21 protein-coding genes are annotated in these 22,951 nt (G+C 50.6%); 14 read left to right on the forward strand and 7 right to left on the reverse strand.

Going from position 1 to position 22,951, the window contains the following annotated elements; all coding sequences use genetic code 11:
- Positions 1-41: 41 nt before the first annotated feature.
- The 3 genes from AC2TF6_RS03505 to AC2TF6_RS03515 form a co-directional block, all read right to left on the reverse strand.
- Positions 42-1,205: a conserved virulence factor C family protein gene (locus AC2TF6_RS03505; protein WP_491309924.1), complete on the reverse strand. Its 1,164-nt coding sequence runs from the start codon at positions 1,203-1,205 to the stop codon at positions 42-44.
- 357 nt (positions 1,206-1,562) lie between these two features.
- Positions 1,563-3,455: a DEAD/DEAH box helicase gene (locus tag AC2TF6_RS03510; RefSeq protein ID WP_491309925.1), complete on the reverse strand. Its 1,893-nt coding sequence runs from the start codon at positions 3,453-3,455 to the stop codon at positions 1,563-1,565.
- Positions 3,456-3,626: 171 nt separating this feature from the next.
- On the reverse strand, positions 3,627-4,301 hold the full coding sequence (locus AC2TF6_RS03515) for a hypothetical protein (RefSeq protein ID WP_009671715.1): 675 nt from the start codon (positions 4,299-4,301) through the stop codon (positions 3,627-3,629).
- A gap of 297 nt (positions 4,302-4,598) precedes the next feature.
- On the opposite strand from AC2TF6_RS03515, the gene coxB reads away from it, so the two are divergent.
- From coxB to AC2TF6_RS03575, 12 genes are all read left to right on the forward strand, one after another.
- Positions 4,599-5,597, forward strand: a complete 999-nt coding sequence (gene coxB, locus AC2TF6_RS03520) for a cytochrome c oxidase subunit II (protein WP_491309926.1) — start codon at positions 4,599-4,601, stop codon at positions 5,595-5,597.
- A 96-nt stretch (positions 5,598-5,693) separates the two neighbouring features.
- The gene (gene ctaD, locus AC2TF6_RS03525; protein WP_491311585.1) at positions 5,694-7,517 is read left to right on the forward strand and encodes a cytochrome c oxidase subunit I; all 1,824 of its coding nucleotides are present in this window, start codon (positions 5,694-5,696) and stop codon (positions 7,515-7,517) included.
- Positions 7,514-8,134 carry a cytochrome (ubi)quinol oxidase subunit III gene (locus AC2TF6_RS03530; RefSeq protein ID WP_326053174.1) on the forward strand — a complete coding sequence of 207 codons (621 nt, stop codon included), beginning with the start codon at positions 7,514-7,516 and terminating at the stop codon, positions 8,132-8,134. The genes ctaD and AC2TF6_RS03530 overlap by 4 nt, the downstream gene beginning before the upstream one ends.
- Position 8,135: 1 nt before the next feature.
- Positions 8,136-8,447, forward strand: coding sequence for a cytochrome C oxidase subunit IV family protein (locus AC2TF6_RS03535; protein ID WP_042235106.1), 312 nt, complete (start codon positions 8,136-8,138; stop codon positions 8,445-8,447).
- Between the two features lie 100 nt (positions 8,448-8,547).
- Entirely contained in the window at positions 8,548-9,375 is an 828-nt protein-coding gene (locus AC2TF6_RS03540) for a cytochrome c oxidase assembly protein (RefSeq protein ID WP_491309927.1), read from the forward strand.
- Positions 9,376-9,429: 54 nt separating this feature from the next.
- The gene (locus AC2TF6_RS03545) at positions 9,430-9,885 is read left to right on the forward strand and encodes a DUF420 domain-containing protein (protein WP_009671726.1); all 456 of its coding nucleotides are present in this window, start codon (positions 9,430-9,432) and stop codon (positions 9,883-9,885) included.
- 337 nt (positions 9,886-10,222) lie between these two features.
- The gene (locus tag AC2TF6_RS03550) at positions 10,223-10,963 is read left to right on the forward strand and encodes an ABC-2 transporter permease (RefSeq protein ID WP_491309928.1); all 741 of its coding nucleotides are present in this window, start codon (positions 10,223-10,225) and stop codon (positions 10,961-10,963) included.
- A gap of 45 nt (positions 10,964-11,008) precedes the next feature.
- Positions 11,009-11,533, forward strand: a complete 525-nt coding sequence (locus AC2TF6_RS03555; protein WP_491309929.1) for a GntR family transcriptional regulator — start codon at positions 11,009-11,011, stop codon at positions 11,531-11,533.
- Complete coding sequence (locus AC2TF6_RS03560) at positions 11,526-12,470, forward strand: ABC transporter ATP-binding protein (protein WP_491309930.1); 945 nt, start codon at positions 11,526-11,528, stop codon at positions 12,468-12,470. The genes AC2TF6_RS03555 and AC2TF6_RS03560 overlap by 8 nt, the downstream gene beginning before the upstream one ends.
- Positions 12,471-12,509: 39 nt before the next feature.
- Entirely contained in the window at positions 12,510-13,412 is a 903-nt protein-coding gene (locus tag AC2TF6_RS03565) for an ABC transporter ATP-binding protein (RefSeq protein WP_491309931.1), read from the forward strand.
- Positions 13,405-14,721 carry an ABC transporter permease gene (locus AC2TF6_RS03570; RefSeq protein ID WP_370000693.1) on the forward strand — a complete coding sequence of 439 codons (1,317 nt, stop codon included), beginning with the start codon at positions 13,405-13,407 and terminating at the stop codon, positions 14,719-14,721. Before AC2TF6_RS03565 ends, AC2TF6_RS03570 begins: the two co-directional genes overlap by 8 nt.
- A 99-nt stretch (positions 14,722-14,820) precedes the next feature.
- Complete coding sequence (locus tag AC2TF6_RS03575) at positions 14,821-16,203, forward strand: TraB/GumN family protein (protein WP_491309932.1); 1,383 nt, start codon at positions 14,821-14,823, stop codon at positions 16,201-16,203.
- A 384-nt stretch (positions 16,204-16,587) separates the two neighbouring features.
- On the opposite strand, the gene AC2TF6_RS03580 is transcribed toward AC2TF6_RS03575, so the two are convergent.
- The 4 genes from AC2TF6_RS03580 to AC2TF6_RS03595 form a co-directional block, all read right to left on the reverse strand.
- Positions 16,588-17,103 (reverse strand): hypothetical protein, encoded by a 516-nt coding sequence (locus AC2TF6_RS03580; RefSeq protein ID WP_491309933.1) that lies wholly within the window; start codon positions 17,101-17,103, stop codon positions 16,588-16,590.
- A gap of 278 nt (positions 17,104-17,381) precedes the next feature.
- Positions 17,382-17,480 carry an HTH-like domain-containing protein gene (locus tag AC2TF6_RS03585; RefSeq protein WP_491309934.1) on the reverse strand — a complete coding sequence of 33 codons (99 nt, stop codon included), beginning with the start codon at positions 17,478-17,480 and terminating at the stop codon, positions 17,382-17,384.
- A complete protein-coding gene (locus AC2TF6_RS03590) occupies positions 17,477-17,572 on the reverse strand; it encodes an HTH-like domain-containing protein (RefSeq protein ID WP_491309935.1) in 96 nt (31 codons plus the stop codon). The genes AC2TF6_RS03585 and AC2TF6_RS03590 overlap by 4 nt, the downstream gene beginning before the upstream one ends.
- Entirely contained in the window at positions 17,539-17,739 is a 201-nt protein-coding gene (locus AC2TF6_RS03595; protein ID WP_491311741.1) for a hypothetical protein, read from the reverse strand. The genes AC2TF6_RS03590 and AC2TF6_RS03595 overlap by 34 nt, the downstream gene beginning before the upstream one ends.
- A gap of 347 nt (positions 17,740-18,086) precedes the next feature.
- On the opposite strand from AC2TF6_RS03595, the gene AC2TF6_RS03600 reads away from it, so the two are divergent.
- Together AC2TF6_RS03600 and AC2TF6_RS03605 are read left to right on the forward strand one after the other, a co-directional pair.
- Entirely contained in the window at positions 18,087-20,873 is a 2,787-nt protein-coding gene (locus tag AC2TF6_RS03600) for a class I SAM-dependent DNA methyltransferase (RefSeq protein ID WP_491309936.1), read from the forward strand.
- On the forward strand, positions 20,866-22,950 hold the full coding sequence (locus AC2TF6_RS03605; protein ID WP_491309937.1) for a DEAD/DEAH box helicase: 2,085 nt from the start codon (positions 20,866-20,868) through the stop codon (positions 22,948-22,950). The genes AC2TF6_RS03600 and AC2TF6_RS03605 overlap by 8 nt, the downstream gene beginning before the upstream one ends.
- Position 22,951: the final 1 nt, after the last annotated feature.

Genomic DNA, 22,951 nt, shown 5'->3' on the forward strand with positions numbered 1-22,951 from the left:
GTCCGAGCAGGGTGATCTTCACAACGGGTTAAGAGACCGCTCTAGTCCTGTTTAGGCGCGTCGGTTCCTTGGCGGCTGCGTGTCATTTGCTGCCAGACCGAGCCTTCCGCGGCATGTCCGCCCTCGATACGGGCAATTGCCATCTGGACCTGCATGCTGATTTCGAATTCCGGATCTTCGGCCGCTTCGCGCAAGGCCTCGAGGCAGGAATCGTCACCGACTTCGTACAGAAAACGGGCTGCACGCCAGCGGACCAGCTTGTTGGGATCTTTCAAGGCAGTGGACATAGCCGGAACGGCTGCCGGATCCCCCAGATCGGACAAAGTGTCTCCCGCCGTACGGCGGACGGCCGGGGTGCGGTCCTCCAGAGCCTGGAACAGGTAAGGAAGCACTTCCGGTTCCTTGATATCGCCGAGATAAACCGTTGCAAGTCTGCGTACGGACGTTTTCTCATCTCCGAGAGCCTTGGCTAGCAGAGGCAGCGTCTCGGGAGTAGCTTTGATGCTCTGCAAAGCGGCATACCGCTTTTTCCAGTCGGGATCGTCCAGGAGCCGGCCGATTTCCTCTTCGGTCAATTCGGCCGGACGCTGGGCTTCCGCATAGTCCGCCTCCGACAGTCCCTGAGCGGCCTGCTCCGTAAGCAGGCTCAACCTCTTGTCATCGTAAGAAGCATCCACTTCCTGAACAACCTCATTCAGCACATCCTGAAGCTCTCCGTAACGGACATCGAGCTCTTGCAGCTTCCGCTCCTTGAGCAGGTGAGGAGAATTTTCGGTCGCTTTCATCGCAGCTTGTGTAAAACGTTCCGGAAGAGCGGCACGCGCTTCTTCGCCGCCTGCGTTTACCCGGATCTGCATAGGGATGCCGCGGAAAGTCTGGAGCAGCACCTTAACCTCTCCGAAACCGGCTCCCGCTTCGTCTTCGCCGGGAAGAGAGGCTTGAGAGCCGCCGCTGCCGAGCAGTTCCCGGGCCTGTGTGAGAATCTGCTTCCAGTCACCTTTGGGGGAACGGTCAAGCGCGATAAAATCGGCTACCTGAAAAACGCTTGTTACCCCGGGGATATCGAGGAGTTGTTGAATATAGCCGGGCGCGTTGTCGCGCTGTTTCCGGGTAAAAGTCAGGCTGCGGCCCTTAGGCAGCGCCTTATCTAAGTTAAGCTTCATGGTATTGGGACTCGGGGTTGGTTCAATCGATACTAAATTCACTGGATCACACCCTCCTTTGTTCCTCTTTATGATACCACATTTTTGCTAAAAGACATTTCGGGCCAAATCTCTGTGAGAAAAGCCACTGCATGCAGGCATAAATTACCTATAATTAACTAAAATGGAATTTTGGTATTCCCGCTTTGTTGAGTTTCTTCTATATAATAAGCTGCTTCTGAACCCCGTTTAATCCAGGTAAAAAAGAAAACCGGAACATGAAGTCCCGGTTTGTTGCAAAACATTTCCGATTAGCCTCTTTCCGCAAGGCGGAGGGTCTATCCGAGGCGAAGCTTAAAGGTAGTTAGCCGGCCGTTAGCCAGCCGCTGATAAAAATGCCGGCTCAACGCACGCCGCTGACTACCTCCCGCGCTTGGAACCGCCCCGCGGAGCAGGTCCGCCGCTTCGCGAACCGCCACCGCGCGGGCCTGCTCCGCGGCCGTTAGAGCCGCCGCTGCGTGATCCGCGCCCGGCGCTGCCGCCGCTTCGCGAGCCGCCGAAGTCGCTGCGGCCGGAACCGCCTCCGCGTGATCCGCGGGAATCGGCGCCGCCGCGTCCGCCGCGTCCGCCGCGTCCGCGGCTGCTGCGGGCTTCCGCCTCTTCACGCTGCTTAGCGCTTACGCCCCAGCCGGCTTCGCCGAACGGGCCCGCCGCGCTGTCGCGTGTGCCGCGTCCACTGTCGCGCGCGCTCTCGCTGCGCGGTCCGCGCCCGGCGCTGCCGCCGCGTGCGCCTGCGAAGTCGTCGCGGCCCGAGCCGCCACGTGGGCCGCCGAAGCCGCCGCGCTCCGAGCCGCTGCGTCCGCGTCCGCTGCGGTCCGCGCCGTCGCGACGCTCCGCGCTATCGCCGCGGAAGCCGCCTTCGCTGCGTGCGCCGCGACCGGCGCCGCCGCTGCGCGGTCCGCCCGCGTCGCGAGCATCCGCACGGCCGCGGCCCCGGCCGCCCGAACCGCTGCGCGGTCCGTCGGCGCGGTGCTCCCAGCGGCCTTCGGAGCGTCCCGCTCCGTCGCCGCCGCGGGAGCGCCCGCCGCCTTTGCCCGCAGGCTTCGCTCTGTCGCCGCCGCCGAAGTTCCGCTCGCCGCGAGGGCTGCGTCCTCCCCGCTCGCGGCGCTCGTCGGTCTCCTCGCCGCGTTCGCGGCGTGGAGCGTCCTGCCGCCGGAGCTGCTGGCGGATGCCCTGCTCGATCTGGTCGACATAGACCTGATCGCGCGGGCTGGCGAACGTGACGGCGACACCGGTCTGGCCCGCCCGTCCCGTCCGTCCGATGCGGTGGATGTAGCTTTGCGCGTCGTGCGGGATGTCATAGTTGAAGACGTGTGTAACGCCTTCCACGTCGATCCCGCGCGCAGCCACATCCGTGGCGACCAGCAGCTGGATGCTGGCGTCGCGGAACCGCTTCATGACCTGCTCGCGCTTGGCTTGCGACAGATCGCCGTGAAGCTCGTCCGACTTGTAGCCGCGCTCCTGCAGGTCGGCGTTCAAGGAAGCCGCTCTCCGCTTCGTGCGGCAGAATATCATCGCGAGGTAAGGCTTATCCGTATCGATGGCTCTGCACAAGGCGTCAAGCTTGCCGCGATCCGATACGCGTACTACGGACTGGTCAATCTCCGTGAGTGTAACTTGCTTCGCTTTTACCCGGATTTCTTCCGGATTGACCATGTAACGCTTGGCCAGGTTCCGGATCGGGTCCGGCATCGTTGCGGAGAACAGCATCGTCTGCCGTCTCTGAGGAGTCTGGGCAATGATTTCCTCGACTTCATTCAAGAATCCCATATGAAGCATTTGATCGGCCTCGTCGAGGACCAGCATGGAAATCTTGTACAGAGCGACGGATCCTCTGCGCAGGTGATCAAGCAGGCGTCCCGGGGTCGCGACGATCAGATGGACACCGCCTGTCGAGGAAAGCTTGCGCAGCTGTTTCTCGACATCCTGTCCGCCGTATGCGGCCAGTACGTTAATGCCGAGGGCGGGCGCCAGTTTGGCGGCCTCCGCGGCGATCTGTATGGCAAGCTCCCGTGTGGGGGTCAGAATAAGCCCCTGCACTTCGGCGCGTGTGGGATTAGTCCGCTCCAGCATGGGAAGCAGGAAGGCGAGCGTCTTGCCGGTTCCGGTCTGTGCCTGGGCAATCACATCGCCGCCGCGGAAAACAACGGGCAGCGCCTGCTGCTGGATGGGAGTCGGATCGGATACGCCGCTTCGAGCCAGCAGTTTGGCCAGCTCCGGACGAACGCCGAGGTCTATAAATGGAAAAGACATATTGGTGTAAGCTCCTTCGAATGTAGGGATGCTTCCCATTCTACCCTAACGGCCGCACGATGGAAAGCTATGGCTTGGTTTCCTCTGTCTGCTTATTCATAAGAAGGATGCCTCCGCATGACTTTCTTCCTATAAAAAGGTGTTTTTCCTGACATGAATCTCCTTTTACGGTTACGGCTGCGGTTTCGTCCCGAATATCCGTGTCGCTCCTTGATTAAACTCGTTCACATAAGGTTTGAGCGAAGCGCCTGACAGGGCATCCAGTTTATAATGGTTGAGCTGGTTAATGAATTCACGGTTAGCCGAGATGTACACATCATGCACGGTCGGATCGAGCTGTCTGATTTTAAGGGCTATTTCCTGCTTGAAGTTATGGGATAAATTTTTATGATCCTGGACCGTCACGTAGCCGAGGAAGTCCGAAGCGAGTTCGTTCGTATACAGGTTCTCGTAGTAGGGCTGGGGAATTTGGTTTTTCATGTCCCCGGGGCCATGCGTTTTCGTTTCGCTGCGCCCCGCTTTGGTTCCGGATGCGGAGTTGTCCACCATGATGGCGGCATAGGCATTTCGGTCTGTTCTCATCACGATAGCTCCCATCACCCCGTGCATGGCCGCAATTTGCGTGGACAGCTCATGATCGTACGCGAAGAAAGTATTGTTGTGGGAAACGGCGCTGACCTGCTGCTGGGTCTGATAAGCCCGGCTCTGGCCTTTTCCCTCAATCCGCTGCTTGGGATGCCCGTAACTGGTTTCCTTCGGATACGTATTAGTGCATCCCGATACAGTTACAATAATGAAGCCGGCCGCGGAAAGGGCAGGGATGAAACGGCGCATGATCTTGTTCATGATTGCTCCTCCTTGTTGAAGACTGACATAAATTTAGGATGAAGCGGGGAGGTGTGAATTATACGGGACGCAATGATGCATCCTAATGCTAAAAACCGAGCAGGAAGGAAATCAATGCAAGACAAATCAACAAAAAAATCGCAAAATGTAACAGCTTTTAGAACAATTTGTGAACTTTCCAAGAAGAATTGACAAAAAAGTTTTACCTAATTATAGTTAATTAAGTGATAAGGTTGATTGACATAGGCCTGTCGTTCGTGGTAAAAATATTGGTTTACAAAGTGGGGTTGATAAGCAATGAGTCGATGGAAAAAGAATTGGCGTCTAGTCCCCCTATTTGCGGTGATGACGTTCCTCCTTGCGGGTTGTGGAGACCCGACGCTTTCCGCTTTGCGACCTAGAGGGCCGGTGGCATCAGAACAGCTGTTTCTGATGAAGATCTCGATCGCCATCATGCTTCTGGTTGTAGTAGTGGTATTTGCATTGTATTTGTTCGTAATCATCCGTTTCCGTAAACGGAAGGGACAAGAAGGCATTCCGAAGCAAGTGGAAGGTAACCACGTGCTGGAGATTGTCTGGACGGTTATTCCGATTCTGCTGCTTATCGTGCTGGCCGTACCGACGGTTTACTATACGTTCAAGCACACTACGAACTACGTGCAGGATAAGGATGCTATCCATGTTAAAGTAACCGCTCACCAATTCTGGTGGCAATTCGAGTATCCCGAGCTCGGCATTTCGACCGCTCAGGATCTTGTAATCCCTACAGGAAAGAACATCGCGCTTGAGCTTACCTCCGCGGATGTTACTCACTCCTTCTGGGTTCCGTCTCTCGGCGGTAAAATGGATACGAACACTAACATGACGAACGTGTACTATTTGAAAGCTGACGATGTCGATGTCTTCAAAGGTAAATGTGCGGAGCTTTGCGGCGCGTCCCACTCCTTGATGGACTTTAAAGTGAAATCGCTCGCACAAGGTGATTTTGACGCTTGGGTGACGAATATGCAAACTCCTGCCGCTGTTCCTGCAGATGCGAAGCAAGGCGAAGAGCTGTTCAAACAGAAATGCCTGCAGTGCCATGCGATCGATCCGAAAGGACTCGGTTTCGGTCCTAACTTGAACGGTTATGCGGACCGTGAAATGCTCGCCGGTGTTCTGGAACACAACGACGAGAATTTGAAGAAATGGATCAAAGATCCGCAATCCGAGAAGCCGGGAACTTTAATGCCTAAAGTGCCGCTTGAGGATAATCAGGTTAACGAGATTGTTAAATATCTGAACAGCTTGAAGTAAGACTTCTCAGGAAAAAGGAGGTTAAATACGTTGGCACAAGCACACGCCCACGCGCATGCGCACGCACACCATCAAGTGAAGCGGTACACCGGTTTGATGGATTGGCTGACCACCGTGGATCATAAGAAGATCGGTATTTTGTACTTTATGGCCGGCGGACTGTTCTTCCTGATCGGTGGACTGGAAGCCATTCTCATCCGGATTCAGCTCATGAATCCAGATTTGAAAATTTTTATCGGTGATACGTTCAACCAGCTGACAACCATGCACGGTACGACGATGATCTTCTTCGCGGCCATGCCTATGATTTTCGGATTTATGAACGCGATAATCCCCTTGCAGATAGGGGCCCGAGACGTTGCGTTTCCGTTTCTGAACTCCCTTGGATTCTGGCTTTTCTTATTCGGGGGTATCCTTCTGAACCTGTCCTGGTTCATGGGGGGCGGAGCCAATGCCGGTTGGACGGCATACGCTCCACTTTCATCTATAGTAGATAGTACGAAAGCCATTACGGTTGGTGGCAATATTACCGGGGTCGATTTCTATGTTCTCGGTCTGCAGATTGCCGGCCTTGGAACCCTCCTCGGGGGGATTAACTTCCTCGTAACGATCATTAACATGCGTGCACCCGGCATGACCTACATGCGTATGCCGATGTTTACCTGGGCGTCCTTTATCACGTCCGCACTGATCTTGTTCGCTTTCCCTGCGATTACCGTAGGTTTAGTTGAACTGATGTTTGACCGTATCTTCGACGGAGCCTTCTTTGATCCGGCCCGCGGCGGCAGCACCGTCCTTTGGGAACATCTCTTCTGGATCTTCGGGCACCCCGAAGTTTACATTCTGATTCTTCCTGCGTTCGGTATCATTTCCGAGATCGTAAGTACCTTCTCCAGCAAGCGCCTTTTCGGTTACAGCTCGATGGTATTCGCGACCGCTCTGATCGGTTTCCTGGGCTTCATGGTTTGGGTTCACCATATGTTTACCGTGGGCCTCGGTCCTGTTGCCAACTCGATTTTCTCCATCGCAACGATGGCGATCGCGGTTCCGACAGGGATCAAAATCTTCAACTGGCTGTTCACCCTTTGGGGCGGACAAATCCGCTTTACGACGTCCAGCCTTTTCGCGACGGCTTTCATTCCGACGTTCGTAATGGGCGGGGTAACCGGGGTTATGCTTTCCGTACCGGCTGCCGACTTCCAGTATCATGATACTTATTTCGTTGTCGCTCACTTCCACTACGTTATCGTCGGTGGTTTGATTCTTGGCTTGTTCGCCGGTTCTTACTACTGGTGGCCAAAAATGTTCGGCCGTGTGCTGAACGAAACTCTGGGTAAAATACATTTCTGGACCTTCTTTATCGGGTTCCACCTGACCTTCTTCCCGCAGCATTTCCTCGGTCTGATGGGTATGCCTCGCCGCGTATTCACTTACGATCCGGGCCTTACTGCAGGTAACCTTGTCAGTACGGTAGGCGCATTCCTGATGGGTATCGGTACTATCGTGTTCATCATCAACATGATCGCGACGAACAGAAAACCTCAAGATGCACCGAACGATCCGTGGGATGGTCGTACGCTGGAGTGGACGATTCCTTCTCCGGCACCGGAATACAACTTTAAACAAACTCCGCTTGTTCGCGGTCTTGACGCTTTGTGGAAAGAAAAAATGGCTGGCAACAAAGAGATGACTCCGGCTGAACCGGTTGGTTCGATTCATATGCCGTCTCCATCGATCCTGCCGCTGTTCATGGCTCTCGGGCTGTTTATCTCCGCATTCGGCTTCATGTACCACATCTATGTGATCTGTATCGTGGGCATCGGCATTACACTCCTTTGCATGCTGCTTCGTTCCGTCTTTGACGACCACGGTTGGCATATCGAACCGGAGGAGCTTAACGACAAGGGGGTTAAACGATGAGCACGCATACGCACGACGCGGGTACGTTGCCGCTGGAGCCCGAGAAGGCGACGCTGGAAGGCAAGAATAAGGTTCTTGGCTTCTGGCTCTTCCTCGGCGGCGAGATGGTTTTGTTCGGTACGCTGTTTGCCACCTATATCGCTCTCCGGAACCAGATTCCGGAGGGGCCGACTCCGATGGAACTGTTTAAGCTTTCCACGGTCGCCTGGGCAACGTTCATCCTGTTGACGTCCAGTTTGACCAGTGTATTCGCCATCATGGCGATGCACAAAAACAACGTAAAAGGCTTGCTGTTTTGGTTAGCCATTACGGTATTGCTCGGTCTCGGCTTCCTTGGGCTTGAAGTGTATGAGTTCTACGAATATGTCCATGAGGGACACGGGTTTACGACCAGTGCGTTCTCAACCTCCTTCTATACGCTCGTAGGCTTCCACGGCGGCCACGTTGCTTTCGGGGTTCTGTGGATCACTCTACTGATCATCCAGGGAACGCGCAAAGGTCTTACCGTCGTTACCGCACCGAAGTTCTATGTTGCCAGCTTGTACTGGCACTTTATCGACGTAGTATGGGTATTTATCTTTACGGTCGTTTATCTGATGGGGAAGGTAGGTCCTTAAGATGAGCACAAACGAAACAACTTCACCAAGTAAACGTTACAAGAAGGAAAGCCCAGCTAACCATTACTTTTCGTATATTGCTTCCATTCTCCTGACCATGATTGCTTTCGCGCTTGTCATGTACGGCGGATTGGATAAGTCTTTCCTGTACGCATTCCTTATTTTCATGGCGTTGATCCAAATAACCCTTCAACTTGCTTATTGGATGCACATGAAGGAAAAAGGCCACTTGTTCCCGATCGTGGGAATTATCTTTGGAGGCATAGTCGCCTTAACGGCCGTAGCCGCGGGGGTTTACTGGACCTGGTGGTAAGATAAAAAGAAGAGAGCGGCTTCGTTGGCTATTGTTGCAACAGGCCGCTCCTTTTTTTCATCCGGGCAAGAAAATATAAGGTAAAGGAGCTGACACAGCGATGGGTTTTTTTGAGTTATGGAACCCTGTAATTCTGCTGTTCGTTGTCGTTGTCGGTCTCGTCTATCGCAGTTTGACCTCTCCTTCCAAGGCGGCGGCCGCGGGAGAAGAACCTGTAAGTTCCAAGGTCAAGCTCTCGTTCTACACCGGAATTGCCTTGTTCTACATCGGGCAGGGAAGCCCGATCAACTATCTGGGTCATCACTATCTGTTCAGTGTTCATATGCTGCAGCAGTCTCTCTTGTATCTGATCATGCCGATCTTTATCTTGAACGGGCTGCCGGCCTGGTTGATCCGTCCTCTTTTCAAAGGAACTGTTATGAACCGTCTGCTGCGATTCTTCACCCATCCGCTGATTTCGGTTCTGGCGTTTAACCTGCTTTTCTCGATTTACCATTTGCCGCTTGTCATGGATACCCTGATGGAAAACGAGTGGATGCTGCTCGGTTATCACGGGATTCTGCTGTTTACGGCTTTCGCCATGTGGTTCCCGGTCTTCACGCCGCTGCCGGAGCACGAAAAGCTGTCCAGCCTGACGAAATTGGCTTATATCGCGGTGAACGGAATTTTGCTCACTCCGGCCTGTGCGCTCATTATTTTCGCGAGCGAACCGATCTATGCGATGTATGCAAATGTGGTAATCCCGTTCAATGCGCTGCCTTTGCTTGACGACCAACAGCTTGGCGGAGTCCTGATGAAAGTTATTCAAGAAATTGTTTACGGTTCTGCCCTTGCTATGATTTTCTTCAAGTGGTATCGTACGGAGAGGGCACAAGAGGACGAATTGTCGGACGACCCGCAGGGAAACAACGGTCTGACGACGGCTTGAGTTTTTTGCCACTGACTCTGTGTCTTAATATAGGGAATGGATGGGATTTAAATCATGCATGTACTGCCGACGATCAGCACGATGTTCATCGTGATCAGCGCCATCTTCGTCGCTTTCGGTTGGTATCAGATTCGTAAGGGCAACCGGGAGACTCATACGAAATTGATGATTGCGGGGGCAATCTCTGCGCTGATCTTTTTCACCATTTATATGTCGCGTACCATCTTTCAAGGCAATACTTCATTTGACGGACCGGAAAGCCTTAAGCTTGCGTACCATATCTTTTTATTTTTCCATATTACGCTCGCTACGGTGGGAGCCGTGTTCGGTATCGTCACCCTGATTCTGGCTTTCAAAAAGAACTGGATACGCCACCGGAAAGTAGGCCCTATTACGGCAACCATTTGGATGTTCGTGGCACCTACGGGCGTAGTGGTTTACATTCTGCTCTATATTCTGTTTCCTGGCGGGGAGACGAAACCTCTTATCGATGCGATTTTTGGTTTGTAAAAGTGCAGGAGCTTTACACATAGCCGCGTAGGCGAGATTAAACAGCCTTTTGTTTTCTAACGAAAACAGGGGGCTGTTTTTTTGTTTTGTGACAAACGGAGTGATATGGAGGGAGTGAATATGAGGGAGTGAGTAGGTGGCAGGGGGATATGGCGGAACTTATAAGGTAAGGTAGTGAGCAAGAAAAGTGAGCAGGAGCAAGTGTGTATGGGGTGGAGAATAGGGGCAGAAAAAAGTGGAAAAAGGGGTTGCGGAGTTGTGTGCTTACTGTTAATATAAATATACACAGTAATCACAGCAAGCACAGTGAGTACAGTAAACACAGTGAGGTGTTCGCATGAGTGTGTGGAAAAATGTATGGTGGCTGACCAAACAAGATCTTAAAACGGTCCGCTATAGTGGATATATTTGGAGTCTGCTTTATTATTTGAACGCAATGTTTGTGCTCTTTGTTTTCATGAAGCCCGAATTTTCGATGGAGGGCGGGGTAAACGGGTTTTTGACGGTGGTGTTTAACCTGTTTGTCCTATCGATCATTCAAGTGGCCGGTTACCCGATCGATTCACGAAATATGAATTATTGGAAAAACGATACGTATACGAAGCGAATCCTCCAATTAAAGCTTTTGCCGGTCAGAAACAAAGAAATCGTGACGAGCCGTTTTCTGGTTTATATTCTGTACTCAAGCTTTTTTATTCTTCTTCTGCATGTGGGCATCCGTGTGATGATGTCCCTGCAATGGGTCGAACCCGTAGGATGGGGCATCTGGCTGGGCATGATCTTCTTCTGGTGGGGAACGGTGCTGGCGGTTGGCTCGGTCTACCTGTACGGAGAAATGTCGATGAAGGGAAAAGCCTTCTTCCGTTTCAGTCTGCTGATGCTCTTGGCCGCTCTGATTCTTTCCATTCTGTTCTGGTGGGCCGGGAATTACATGGTGTGGCCGCTTGTGATCCGCCTCGTTGAACAATATGGGGCGATTGTGCCAGCAGGATCGGTCCTAATCGGTGCAGCTGCATTAGGGGGCTCCTGGAAGATCCTTGATAGAAAGTTCGGACAGCGCGATTTGTTTGCATCATGAGTGACGTACCTTTTGCCGAAAATGACGAAAGCTTGAAAGCAGGTGATGCAGTTGCATATTCCGATCCAAATTTCGCCGGATAATCCGGAGCCGTTATATCATCAGATTCAAGTTCAGCTCAAAGAGCTAATCCTCAGCGGGCATTTGCCCGAAGGTACGCTGCTGCCGTCCATCCGCGAGTTTGCGAAAGATTTGTCATGCAGCGTCATCACGATCCGGCGTGTGTATCAGGATCTGGAGAACGAAGGTATTTTGAGGACCCGTCAGGGAACCGGCACTTTTGTCGCCAAGGTGGGCACAGTGACCCGAGAGCAATACCGGAAGGAAGCGGTGGTGGAAGCGATGAAAGATGCTCTGCGCAGCGGACTGCGTGTCGGCTGTACCATTGAGGAACTCAAGCAGTTGTTTGAAGAGGCTTTGTTGGAAATTACGAACGAGGGACAGGGAACACCGGCGAATAATCAGCCGGGCACGGACAATCCGCAAAATAAAGGGTCGACGCATACGGAAGTCCCTGGTTTGGCCAAAGCTGCCGTCGAACCGGAAGAAGGGGGAAGCGGGAATGAATAGGGAGGCTGGGCGTTACGGAGATTGTGCCATCCGGCTGTCCGGGGTGGACAAGATGCTGGGCGATATGCGCCTCGGGCCGCTCGAACTGGAGATGGAAACCGGAACAGTGGTGGCTCTGGTCGGACAAAACGGCTCCGGTAAAAGTACGATTTTCCGCATGCTCATGAATTTGACCAAAGCGGACAGCGGTAAGGTGGAGCTGCTCGGCAGGCTGTACGGAGAGGACGATACCGAAACCGACATCAAGAGACGTATCGGCTATGTGCCCGAGGAGTCGAACTGGGAAGAGCTCGGCTGCACGACGATCGGAGAGCTCCACGATTTCGTATGCCGCTGGTATCCGACGTGGAACGAAACGCTCTACCGCGGCATGATGGAAGAGTTTGAGCTTAGCGGCAAGTTGAAGCTGAAGACGCTGTCCAAGGGAATGAAGCGCAAACTGAGCTACATTCTGGCAGCCGCTCACGAGCCTGAACTGCTGCTGCTGGACGAAGCGACGTCCGGTCTGGACCCTTTTGCCACCAAGCGGATGATAGAACATCTAGTGAAGTTTATGGAACGGGAAGGCCGGAGTATTTTCTTCTCTACCCATGTGATGGAGGAAGTCCGGCGGCTTGCGGACTACATCGTGTATATCAACCGGGGCCGCCTCATCGGTGTCTATGAGAAGGATCAACTGCTGGATGACTGGAAGCGCATATGGGTCCGCGAAACGCCGCAGCCGGCTTCAGGTCCTCTGCCCGGTGTAGTGTCCATGGGTACAGGAGAGCACGGAGGGCTGATCCCGATTATATCCCGGTCCTCCAGTGAAACGGAAGCGGCGCTCGCTTCGCAGGGTAACTTGCCGGTGCGGACGACCGCTATGGAACTTGAAGATATTTTGGAACTTTTGACTCAGGAGCAGATAACGAAAAAGGCAGAAAACAAAGAGAGATAGAGAACAATCAATCATTCAATCGAGAAGGGAGCAATCACTATGTTGCCGCTGGAACTGGAACACGTTATGAAACAATATGGAGAGAAAACGGCCGTCAACGGAATTTCCCTGCAAGTGAAGCCGGGTGAGATTTACGGCTTGCTCGGAGGAAACGGCGCGGGAAAAACGACGACGATGCGCATGTCGCTCGGACTTATTTATCCCGACGGAGGAACCATTCGCTGGAACGGCAAGGGGTACGGCGACGAGCTGCGCAAATTGATGGGGTATCTTCCCGAGGAACGGGGATTGTACCCGAAATACAAAGTATCGGAGCAGCTCATTTACCTGGCGGAACTCCGGGGCATTAAGCGGAAGCAGGCGGACCGGACGCTGAAGGAGTGGCTGGCCAAGTTCGAAGTGCCCGAATACTACGATAAGCGGGTAGAGGAGCTTTCCAAAGGAAATCAGCAGAAAATCCAGTTTATCGCGTCCGTTCTGCACGACCCGTCGATCATTATCATGGACGAAACGTTCAGCGGTCTGGACCCGGTTAACGTCGAGCTTCTGAAAGGAACGGTCAAGGAGCTTCGGGACAACGGAAAAGCGATTCTGTTCTCCAGCCACCGGATGGATCATGTCGAAGAGCTTTGCGAAAATATTTGCATCCTGCATAAATCCAACACGGTGCTGCAGGGCAACCTGCGCGAGATCAAGCAGTCGTTCCCGAAAGAGCGCGTTCTTCTGGAAACGAAGGAGGCGGTCCCCGGATTGGAGACGATCGAAGGAGTCACTTCCGTGGAAAAGCATCTGAACGGCTACGAGATCCGTATCCGGGAAGCCGGCGCCGCACAGCGTATTTTGGCTCACGCGGCCGCAGCGACGGATATTTACCGCTATCAGCTTATGGAGCCTGCGCTGAACGAAATCTTTATCGCAAAGGTGGGATCGTCTCATGAATAGCATGCTGACCGTGATCCGGTTTACCCTCTTGAACCGCTTAAAAACGAAGTCGTTCAAAATCACGACGCTTATTTTTGTGCTGCTGATCTCGGCCGTCGTGAATCTCCCGGCTATCATCCAGCAATTTTCCAAAGAAGACGGCAAGGAAGCCGTCAAAATAGGGGTGATGGCTAACGGCACCGATATTCAGCAGAAGCTGACGGATTATTTTGCCGCTGCCAAGACAGGCACGGGTACCATTGAAATTGTACCGTTGGAAAGCAAGGGCGGTGCGGAGGCGGATGCCGCACTGATCCGTGAAAAACTGAAAAACAAGGATGTCAAAGGTGTACTGACCGCTAAACCGGCAGGCGCCGGGGAATTCCCGCAGCTTCTCTATCAAACGGGAGCAAGCGGATTCTCGATGAATCCGGGCACCGATGAGACGGCCGGCCTTCTGAAAACGGCTCTCCAGACGATCAAGACGAACAGCGCGATTGCTCAAGCAGGCATAGAGCCTGCCGTGCTGGCGAAGATCCAGGAGCCCGTCAAGCTGACGACGGAAACAGTAGCCTTGAAGGAAGCGGAAACACCGGCTAAATCCAAGGAAGAGCTGGGAATTGCTTTTATCCTGGTCTATGCCTTGCTGTTCCTGCTTTACATGAGCGTAATCGGCTACGGAAGCATGGTTTCCACCGAAATCACCGCGGAAAAAAGCTCGCGCGTGATGGAGATTCTGATCTCCAGCGGTTCGCCGCTTAAGCAGATGTTCGGCAAAATCATCGGCATCTGCCTGATGGGACTGCTGCAAAACGTGGTGTTCGGCATAGTGGTAGCCGTGAACCTGACTCTTCCTTGGAACGGGGCGGCGCTGCAGTCGATGGATCTGGATCTGTCCCTCATTCCTTATGGTTTGCTCGGCTACTTCCTTCTGTTTTACCTGGGCGGGTTCTTTATTTACGCGACTATTTTCGCGGCGATCGGTTCGCTTGTCAGCCGCAGCGAGGAAGTGCAGCAGGCCGTTATGCCGGTCACGCTGCTTATCATCATCGCCTTTATGACGGCTATGTTCGGGCTGCAGAATCCCGAGGCTCCGTTCGTCATCGCGATGTCGTATGTGCCGTTCTTCTCGCCGCTCATTATGTTCCTGCGTATCGGTCTCGGAAGCCCGGCTTGGTGGGAAATCACGATCTCAATCGCGATCATGCTCGGTTCGATCTTCGTGCTGGGCTGGCTGTCGGCAAAAATTTACCGCACCGGCGTGCTGATGTACGGCAAACGCCCGTCGTGGAAGGAACTGCGGAAAGCGATGAAGGCTTTTCAGGCGTAAGGCGCATCCGCACATCCGTTTCCGTAGGTAGTAGTAACGGGTTAACACCCGATTTAAAGCTATTTTCTTCTCATCTAAGTTTAGGAGGCATGTTTGAACATGAAAGGTCATCTTTGGAGCAAGTGGAGCCGCAAGACGGCAGCCGGTTTATTAGGGGTTACGATTCTGCTAGGGGGAACAAATTTAACCGTAAGGGCAGAACAACCTCCCGTCCCGACCCCATCCATCAGCACGTGGTCCGTCTCTACTCTTAACGAGGGAGAAAAATACGGCATCTACCCGAAGGGCTGGTACTATGACGGCAAGTTTCAACAAGCGATTGACGCTGTAAAGTTTAAATCGTTAATCGAAAGCACGGCGGCCAAGCTCGATCAGCTCGGTTTCAGTAAAAAAGATCTCCCTCTGCCGGTATCGGAAAATAAAGTGATCACCAGAGACACGGTTATGCGTGCCATGCACGGGTTACTGGCCCGCTACGAGCTGCCGGCCGCTTTCGGGATCGGATCTTCTTCACCGATCGAATACCTTCAGCAGAAAGGCATCGTACAGGGATCAAGCGAAGGACTGGAGCTCGATCAGCCTTGTACGGCCGAACAGGCCGCCGTACTCGCCTCGAGATTGGTGGAATTCAGTTACGATACGGCAGGGCAAGGAGCGAAAGGTGTATTCTGGAAGGTGAAGCATAACAATAACACCCTGTACCTGCTTGGGTCGGTCCACCTGGGAATCCCCGAGATGTATCCGCTCCAGAAAAACATAAGGGAAGCCTTCGAAGCTTCGGATGATCTGTGGGTGGAAGCCGATACTTTATCCGGGGATATGAGCTATTTCGCCAATCTGATGGTGTATGACGACGGCACGAAGATCCAGGATCATGTGTCGAAAGAAACGTACGAGAAGCTGCAAAAAGTACTTGAAAAAATGGAGATTCCGGAGCAGGCGTTCGACGAGTATAAGCCCTTTGCCGTCTCCAGCAACTTATCCATGCTTTCCCTGTTCGACCGGCCCGAACAAATTACAGCGGCATCGGCGTCCGGAATTGATCACTATTTTCTCACTAAAGCGCTGCTGACGGGCAAACCGGTCCATGAACTGGAAGGAATTAAATTTCAAGCGGACGTGTTCAACTCTCTGACTCCCGAAGCCCAGGAGAAGGATCTGAACAGCCTGCTGGATACTCTGCTTGCGGACGGAGGCAAGGAAGGGGCCGACTCCTTCAAACAGCTTCAGCTGGATTGGAGCAAGGGCGACGCGAAAGGCGTTGCGGACGGACTTGTCCGGGCCGGCTTGATGGAAGGCGAGCTGAACAAGAAACTGATCGGCGAACGCGACAAAAACATGGCCAAGAAAATTGCGGATCTTCTGGAGCAGGACGGCGAAAGAACTACTTTTGTGGTCGTCGGCTCTGCGCATTATGTGGTGAAAGATATGGTCATCGACCAGTTGAAAGCGAAAGGTTATGACGTTCAGCCGGTTAAATAAGCGGAAATCGGAAGCGTAAAACGTCATGAATATGGGGATGACAGGCGGTCTCTTCAAAAATCTTGGGAATATGACGGCAAAATGAACGACAATTTATCCTAGAGACCTTGATATTACAGAGTTTTGTAAATCTACTTTCGTGTGTACGATATAGGGATAAAAACGTAACCAGTCATCTTAGATGGCTGGTTATTCTATTTTCGTAAATTAATTAAAGACCAGAGCATTAAGCTAACGGGCAGTTTAGTTGAAGATTAATTACGGTGAACCGTATCATAAGTAGGGCGAAATTTTGCTTATAAAAGCTAGCAGAAGAATGAAAGAGGTCTCTTGCAGAAAGGTATTGTTAGGCTTCCTTGGGAAAACGAAAGGAAGTCTAACATTTTATTCTAAATCGGGTAGTTCTATCTCAATTCTTCTACCTTCCATTTCAGGAAATTGCCTCAAAAAACGGCGGATGACACGATTCTCTTGAAGACGTTCTTCAATTTCATTAGTTCCGATTTCCCGGAGTTGTTTTCTTGCTTCAACTTTTGAGATCCCGGAATACTTCTGGGGGATACATCTACCGTGCTCTACAGGATGAAAGATAGCGTTTCGTATTGAAATTGGTGAGGTTAAAATGATATCATACACAGCATCATCTTTGAGATTCAAACCACCATGGCTTTCATCTACATTGAAGTAGCTAGAGGGGCGTATTTTGTTAAGTAACCCAGCTTTTCCACGAGTAAATATGGGGATCTGGGCTTCATATTGTAAGAAAAAGTACCTTCTTTTGTCTGCCGTCCTTCGAAATGCGATGAAATGTTTACCGATTAAATCTTCAATTGGGAAATGTAAAACAAAGGGTCCATAATGGTTGTTTGAGTATCTATTAAGACCAGTCCAGACCCCCACAGACTCCCAGCTCCCAATAGATAGCTCAATTTTCCATTTACTCCTTAAATATAATTCGCCTTGGTCTAATATTTTATTTAACTCATCTTGGTGACACGCATGGTAAAATGAAGAAAGGTTGAGTTTCTCACAAAAGCTCTCATCCCACTGAAAATGCCCTCGATAGTCCTTTTGTTCAAAGGACGTTTATAATCAGGTATCACGTTAATTGATTCTCCTAAACATTTGAGTTTATACCTTTTGACCCGGACGAGATATTCGTCTTCTGAAAATAATAATTATTCCCTCGGGATCACATATTCTGAGAGATTAATGCCTTTACTAACCTCAGTAGCATATGACTGGTTGATTCCAGATGTAGCTACAATTTCTTTCACGCTAAAATCGTTTTGAGAATAATATTAGCGTACTCAACTCCGAACAAGTGAATCTTTGCTACCTGGTTCCCGTGTGGTGCGCTTCGATACATATCACGATGATCGGTCCGTGTTGTTCAAGAGAGAAGAGTGTGTCGTTCTCTCCATTGAAAGTCATGTAAAGATGATTGAACTGCTGTTGGATGTGAGGGAGCAGAGCGGGGAAGAGATTGGCGGAGTGCAGAATGTCAATGTCTCGCTGGGTTTGAATGATTTTCATGTTTGAATCCTCCTAGAAAATAAAATAAGCTGCTTCATATAAGCAGCTCTAAAGGTATAATATTGGCTTGAATTTCTGGTTGTTTCGATGGCAGGCTGTTGTATTCGATAAAGAAGAACCGACTCACATTCAGTATTCTAAAAAAATGCTCCTTTTGAACCATATGATATAATCTTAGGAGAATCGTTTTAGTGTGGAGGATGCAACAGCATCTATTCATATTAAGATCGTTTAATATGAAAGCTGTTCTTTTTTGACGATGATCGTTATTAAAGGTTTTTACTTTGGAAACCAAGAAATAATAAGCTGCACATTAGAAACAGAGTGGAATCAGAAGGAGAAGGATCATGAATCCAGTTGAAATCGAAGTAGCTGTATCAGAGTTAGCGACTCAGCCTTTTGATAAAGAGGAGTTTCCGTTCGCATTCCTTAGGGCGTTTGGAAACAAGGAGACGACGATCAGGCGTCTGCGTTCAGGTGAATCAAACAAGTCGGACATAGGCGGTGTCCTTCAAACAAATAATATTCATATTGCGACAGCTCAGCCTGGCGAAGTGACCAAGACTCTTGTTGCACTTAAAGAAAGCCGATCAACGGCTAGAGCAAAAGCTCGCTACATTCTTGCCACGGATGGGTTGGCCTTTGAGGCGGAGGATCTGGAGTCTGGCGAGGTAGTTGCTTGCAACTATCAGGACTTTCCGAATCACTTTGGCTTTTTTCTGACACTTGCTGGAATCACAACCATCAAGCAGGTACGCGACAGCTCTTTTGATATCCGGGCAACGAGCCGATTAAATCGTCTTTATGTAGAGCTGTTAAAAGAAAACCCAGAGTGGGGCACGATCGAGCGACGCCACGAGATGAACCACTTCATGGCCCGGCTCATCTTCTGCTTCTTTGCCGAGGATACTGGTATTTTTAGCAGGGTACGCCTTTTCACTGATACCATCGAGCAGATGAGCGTGCATGATGCCTCGAATACACATGAAGTAATTAGCGAAATCTTTCGGGCGATGAATACGAAAGATTTTGATCGTATAGAAGCAAAATTACCACGCTGGGCTGATGCGTTCCCTTACGTGAACGGTGGACTCTTTTCGGGTAGTGTAGATATGCCGTGGTTTAGCAAAATTGCGCGATCTTACCTTTTGCATATCGGAAATTTGGACTGGACTAAGATAAATCCCGATATCTTCGGATCGATGATTCAGGCAGTGGCGGACGACGAGGAACGCGGTGCACTCGGTATGCATTACACAAGTGTACCTAATATTCTTAAGGTGCTTAATCCGCTCTTTTTAGATGATTTGCGAGCACAGCTTGCAGCGGCGGGGGATAATTCTCGGATGTTGCTCAATCTACGAAAGCGTCTATCCCAAATTAGGATTTTTGATCCAGCTTGTGGATCAGGTAACTTCCTTGTTATCGCCTATAAGCAGATGCGCGAAATTGAAAATATTCTTAACGAACGGCGTGGTGAAAAAGGGCGTGAAAGTGATATACCTTTGACAAATTTTCGTGGTATCGAACTTCGTGACTTTTCCGCTGAGATTGCACGTCTTGCCCTTATAATTGCTGAGTATCAGTGCAATGTACTTTATCGCGGGCCAACACTTGCTCTTGCTGAGTTTTTGCCGCTATCATCAGAAAATTGGATAACCTGTGGAAATGCATTGCGATTGGATTGGCTTAGTATCTGTCCACCAACAGGAAAAGGTGTAAAGTTCGATGGCGATAATTTCTTTAGTGCACCATCAAATCAAGCGGAGATCGACTTCAAAAATGAAGGGGGCGAGACATACATCTGTGGAAATCCCCCTTATCTCGGCACAAAGAATCAAACAAATGAACATAAACATGACCTTGAGTTTGTGTTTGGTCATAGGACTAAGAATTGGAAATCCTTAGATTATGTAGCAGGATGGTTTATGAAGGCAGCAGATTATGCTGTTCACACACAAGCGAGTTCAGCATTCGTATCAACTAATTCAATATGTCAGGGACAGCAGGTTGCAATCCTCTGGCCTTTAGTCTTCGAAACCGGTAGTGAGATTCTTTTTGCTCACACAAGCTTCAATTGGTCCAATCTTGCCAGTCATAACGCAGGTGTAACAGTCGTCATTGTTGCAATTGGAAAAGGTTCAGGAAAGTCCCGACGACGTATTTATTCACTTTCGGAAGGCGAATCGTCTGTTATCAATGATGTTGAAAACATCAACCCTTACCTGGTCTCGGGTCCTAATATTTTGGTTGAAGCGCGAAGTGAACCAATTTCAGACATCCCAGAAATGTCTCGTGGAAATTCCCCCACCGATGGTGGGCATTTGATTCTGGAATCATCAGAGATACAGTCGCTTGAAATAAGTGACACACAGCGTAGAGAACTTATCCGTCCGTTTTATGGGGCTGTTGAGGCTATTTCTGGGACGAGTAGATACTGTATCTGGATCGATGACGATAAGGTAACTTCGGCACTTGATGCAGGAAATATTCGCAAGAGAGTAGATGGTGTACGAGAATTCAGGCTGAAAAGCACAAAGGCGGCAACTCGGAAAGCTGCAAATTGGCCTCATAGATTTGATGAACGAAAACCACTACCAAAATCCAGTATTATGGTAGTCCCTATAAGAAGCTCAGGAAATCGGACATATCTTCCTGTGACCTTTCTGGAGGCAGGTGCAGTTATAGCAAACACGCTATTTGGGGTTGTAGATAGCCCCTTGTGGGCTTTCTCACTTATAGCTTCTAAACTTCATGTGATTTGGATAGGGACCGTATGTGCTCGGATGCGGACTGACTACTCTTACACAAATACCCTTGGATGGAATACCTTCCCTGTACCAAAGCTTACAGAGAAAAACAAGGCCGACTTGACCCGTTGCGCTGAGGACATCCTGCTGGCTCGCGAGGCGCATTTCCCGGCGACGATCGCCGATCTTTATGGCTCCGAGAATATGCCTACAAATCTACGTCAAGCACATGAGCGTAACGACGAAGTGCTTGAGCGTATCTACATTGGCCGTCGTTTTCGTAACGATACCGAACGGCTAGAGAAGTTGTTTGATCTTTACACCAAAATGACGACTTCAACGAAACCCAATAAGAAAAATAAGAGGGGGCAAACGCATGACTAAGGAAAAAAGAACTATCCCTTCAATTTCTGTATCCTACGCTCGTAAAGGGGGGTCGATCAAGGCCAATGAGTTGGGAATGCGGGTAATGCAAGAACGTGTTTTTGAGCGGCGTGGCGAGCAGTATCTTCTTATTAAGTCACCTCCGGCATCTGGCAAGAGCCGAGCATTGATGTTCATTGCCCTTGATAAGCTCCAAAATCAAGGACTCAAGCAGGCAATCATTGTTGTGCCAGAGAAATCAATCGGCTCCAGCTTTAACAACGAGCCGCTGAGCCAGTATGGTTTTTGGTCCGACTGGGTCGTGGAGCCGAGATGGAACCTATGTAATGCCCCTGGCTCGGACAACGGAGGTAAGGTTAAATCAGTTGGTGCGTTCCTTGAAAGCAACGATAAAGTCTTAGTTTGTACACATGCTACCTTCCGTTTCGCTGTCGATGAGTACGGATTGGCGGCTTTCGATAACAGGTTGATTGCCGTGGACGAATTCCATCACGTTTCTGCGAACCCAGACAACAAGCTAGGTTTGCATCTTGGTCAGTTTATCGCTCGCGATCGTGTGCATATTGTTGCGATGACGGGTTCCTATTTCCGTGGCGATGCTGAGGCGGTGCTAGCTCCGCAAGACGAGTCAAAGTTTGACACAGTCACTTACACGTATTACGAACAACTTAATGGTTATGAATATTTGAAACAACTCGATATCGGTTATTACTTTTACTCTGGTTCATACACAGATGACATTCTTAAAGTGCTAGAATCGTCTGAGAAAACAATCATTCACATCCCGAATGTCAACTCTCGCGAGAGTACAAAGGACAAAATCAGAGAAGTGGAGCACATCATTGAAGAGCTGGGGGAATGGCAAGGTACGGACCCTGTAACTGGCTTCCAGTTAGTTAAGACGTCAGAAGGTAGAATTCTTAAAATTGCCGACCTGGTAGATGACGATCCGACTAAACGTGACCGGGTATCTACCGCATTGAAAGATCCTGCTCATAAGAATAATCACGATCATGTGGACATCATCATCGCTCTTAGCATGGCGAAAGAAGGCTTTGACTGGATATGGTGTGAACATGCACTTACAGTTGGTTATCGAGCGAGTCTTACCGAGATTGTACAGATCATCGGCCGTGCTACCCGTGATGCGCCGGGTAAGACCCGTGCTCGATTCACCAATCTGATTGCCGAGCCAGATGCTTCTGAAGAGGCGGTAACCGAGGCAGTGAACGATACCCTTAAAGCCATCGCTGCCAGCTTGCTCATGGAGCAGGTCCTTTCGCCTCGATTTGAGTTTAAATCGAAGCATTCAGCAAGTGGTCCGGTAGAAGGGTTCGACTATGGAGATGAGGGTTACGATCCGGAAAAGTGTAATGTAGGCTTTAACCATGAAACAGGGCAAGTGCAGATTGAAATCAAAGGTCTCTTCGAGCCGAAGAGCGAGGAAGCTGCCCGTATATGCCGAGAAGACCTAAATGAAGTCATTGCGACATTCGTCCAGGACAAAAACACTATTGAACGAGGCTTGTTTGACGAAGAAATGGTACCAGAAGAGCTGACGCAGGTTCGTATGGGCAAAATTATCAAGGAAAAGTATCCTGAGCTTGACACGGAGGATCAGGAAGCGATTCGTCAGCACGCCATCGCCGCCCTTAACTTAACACAACAGGCAAAGCAGACTGCGACGAAGGGTACAGAGGGTAGCAATGAGCCGGTAGCCAACACTGCTCTTATCGACGGAGTTCGTAAGTTCGTGATGGACGTCCGTGAACTGGACATTGACCTCATCGACCGTATTAATCCATTCAGTGAAGCGTACGCAATTCTATCCAAGGCTTTGAGTGAGGATAGTCTAAAACAAGTTGCGGCTGTCATTGCGGCGAAGCGTGTAAGTATACCTTATGAAGAAGCCAGAGCACTGACTGAACGGGCTGTTCAATTTAAAAAAGAGCGAGGACGACTGCCGGATATAAACTCGCAAGATCCGTGGGAAAAGCGCATGGCTGAAGGAGTTGCAGCCTTACAGCGTTATTCCGCGCAGCAGAAGGCCGCTCAAGGTAGCGGAGGGGGAATATAAA

The sequence above is a fragment of the Paenibacillus sp. JNUCC 35 genome (assembly GCF_058269095.1).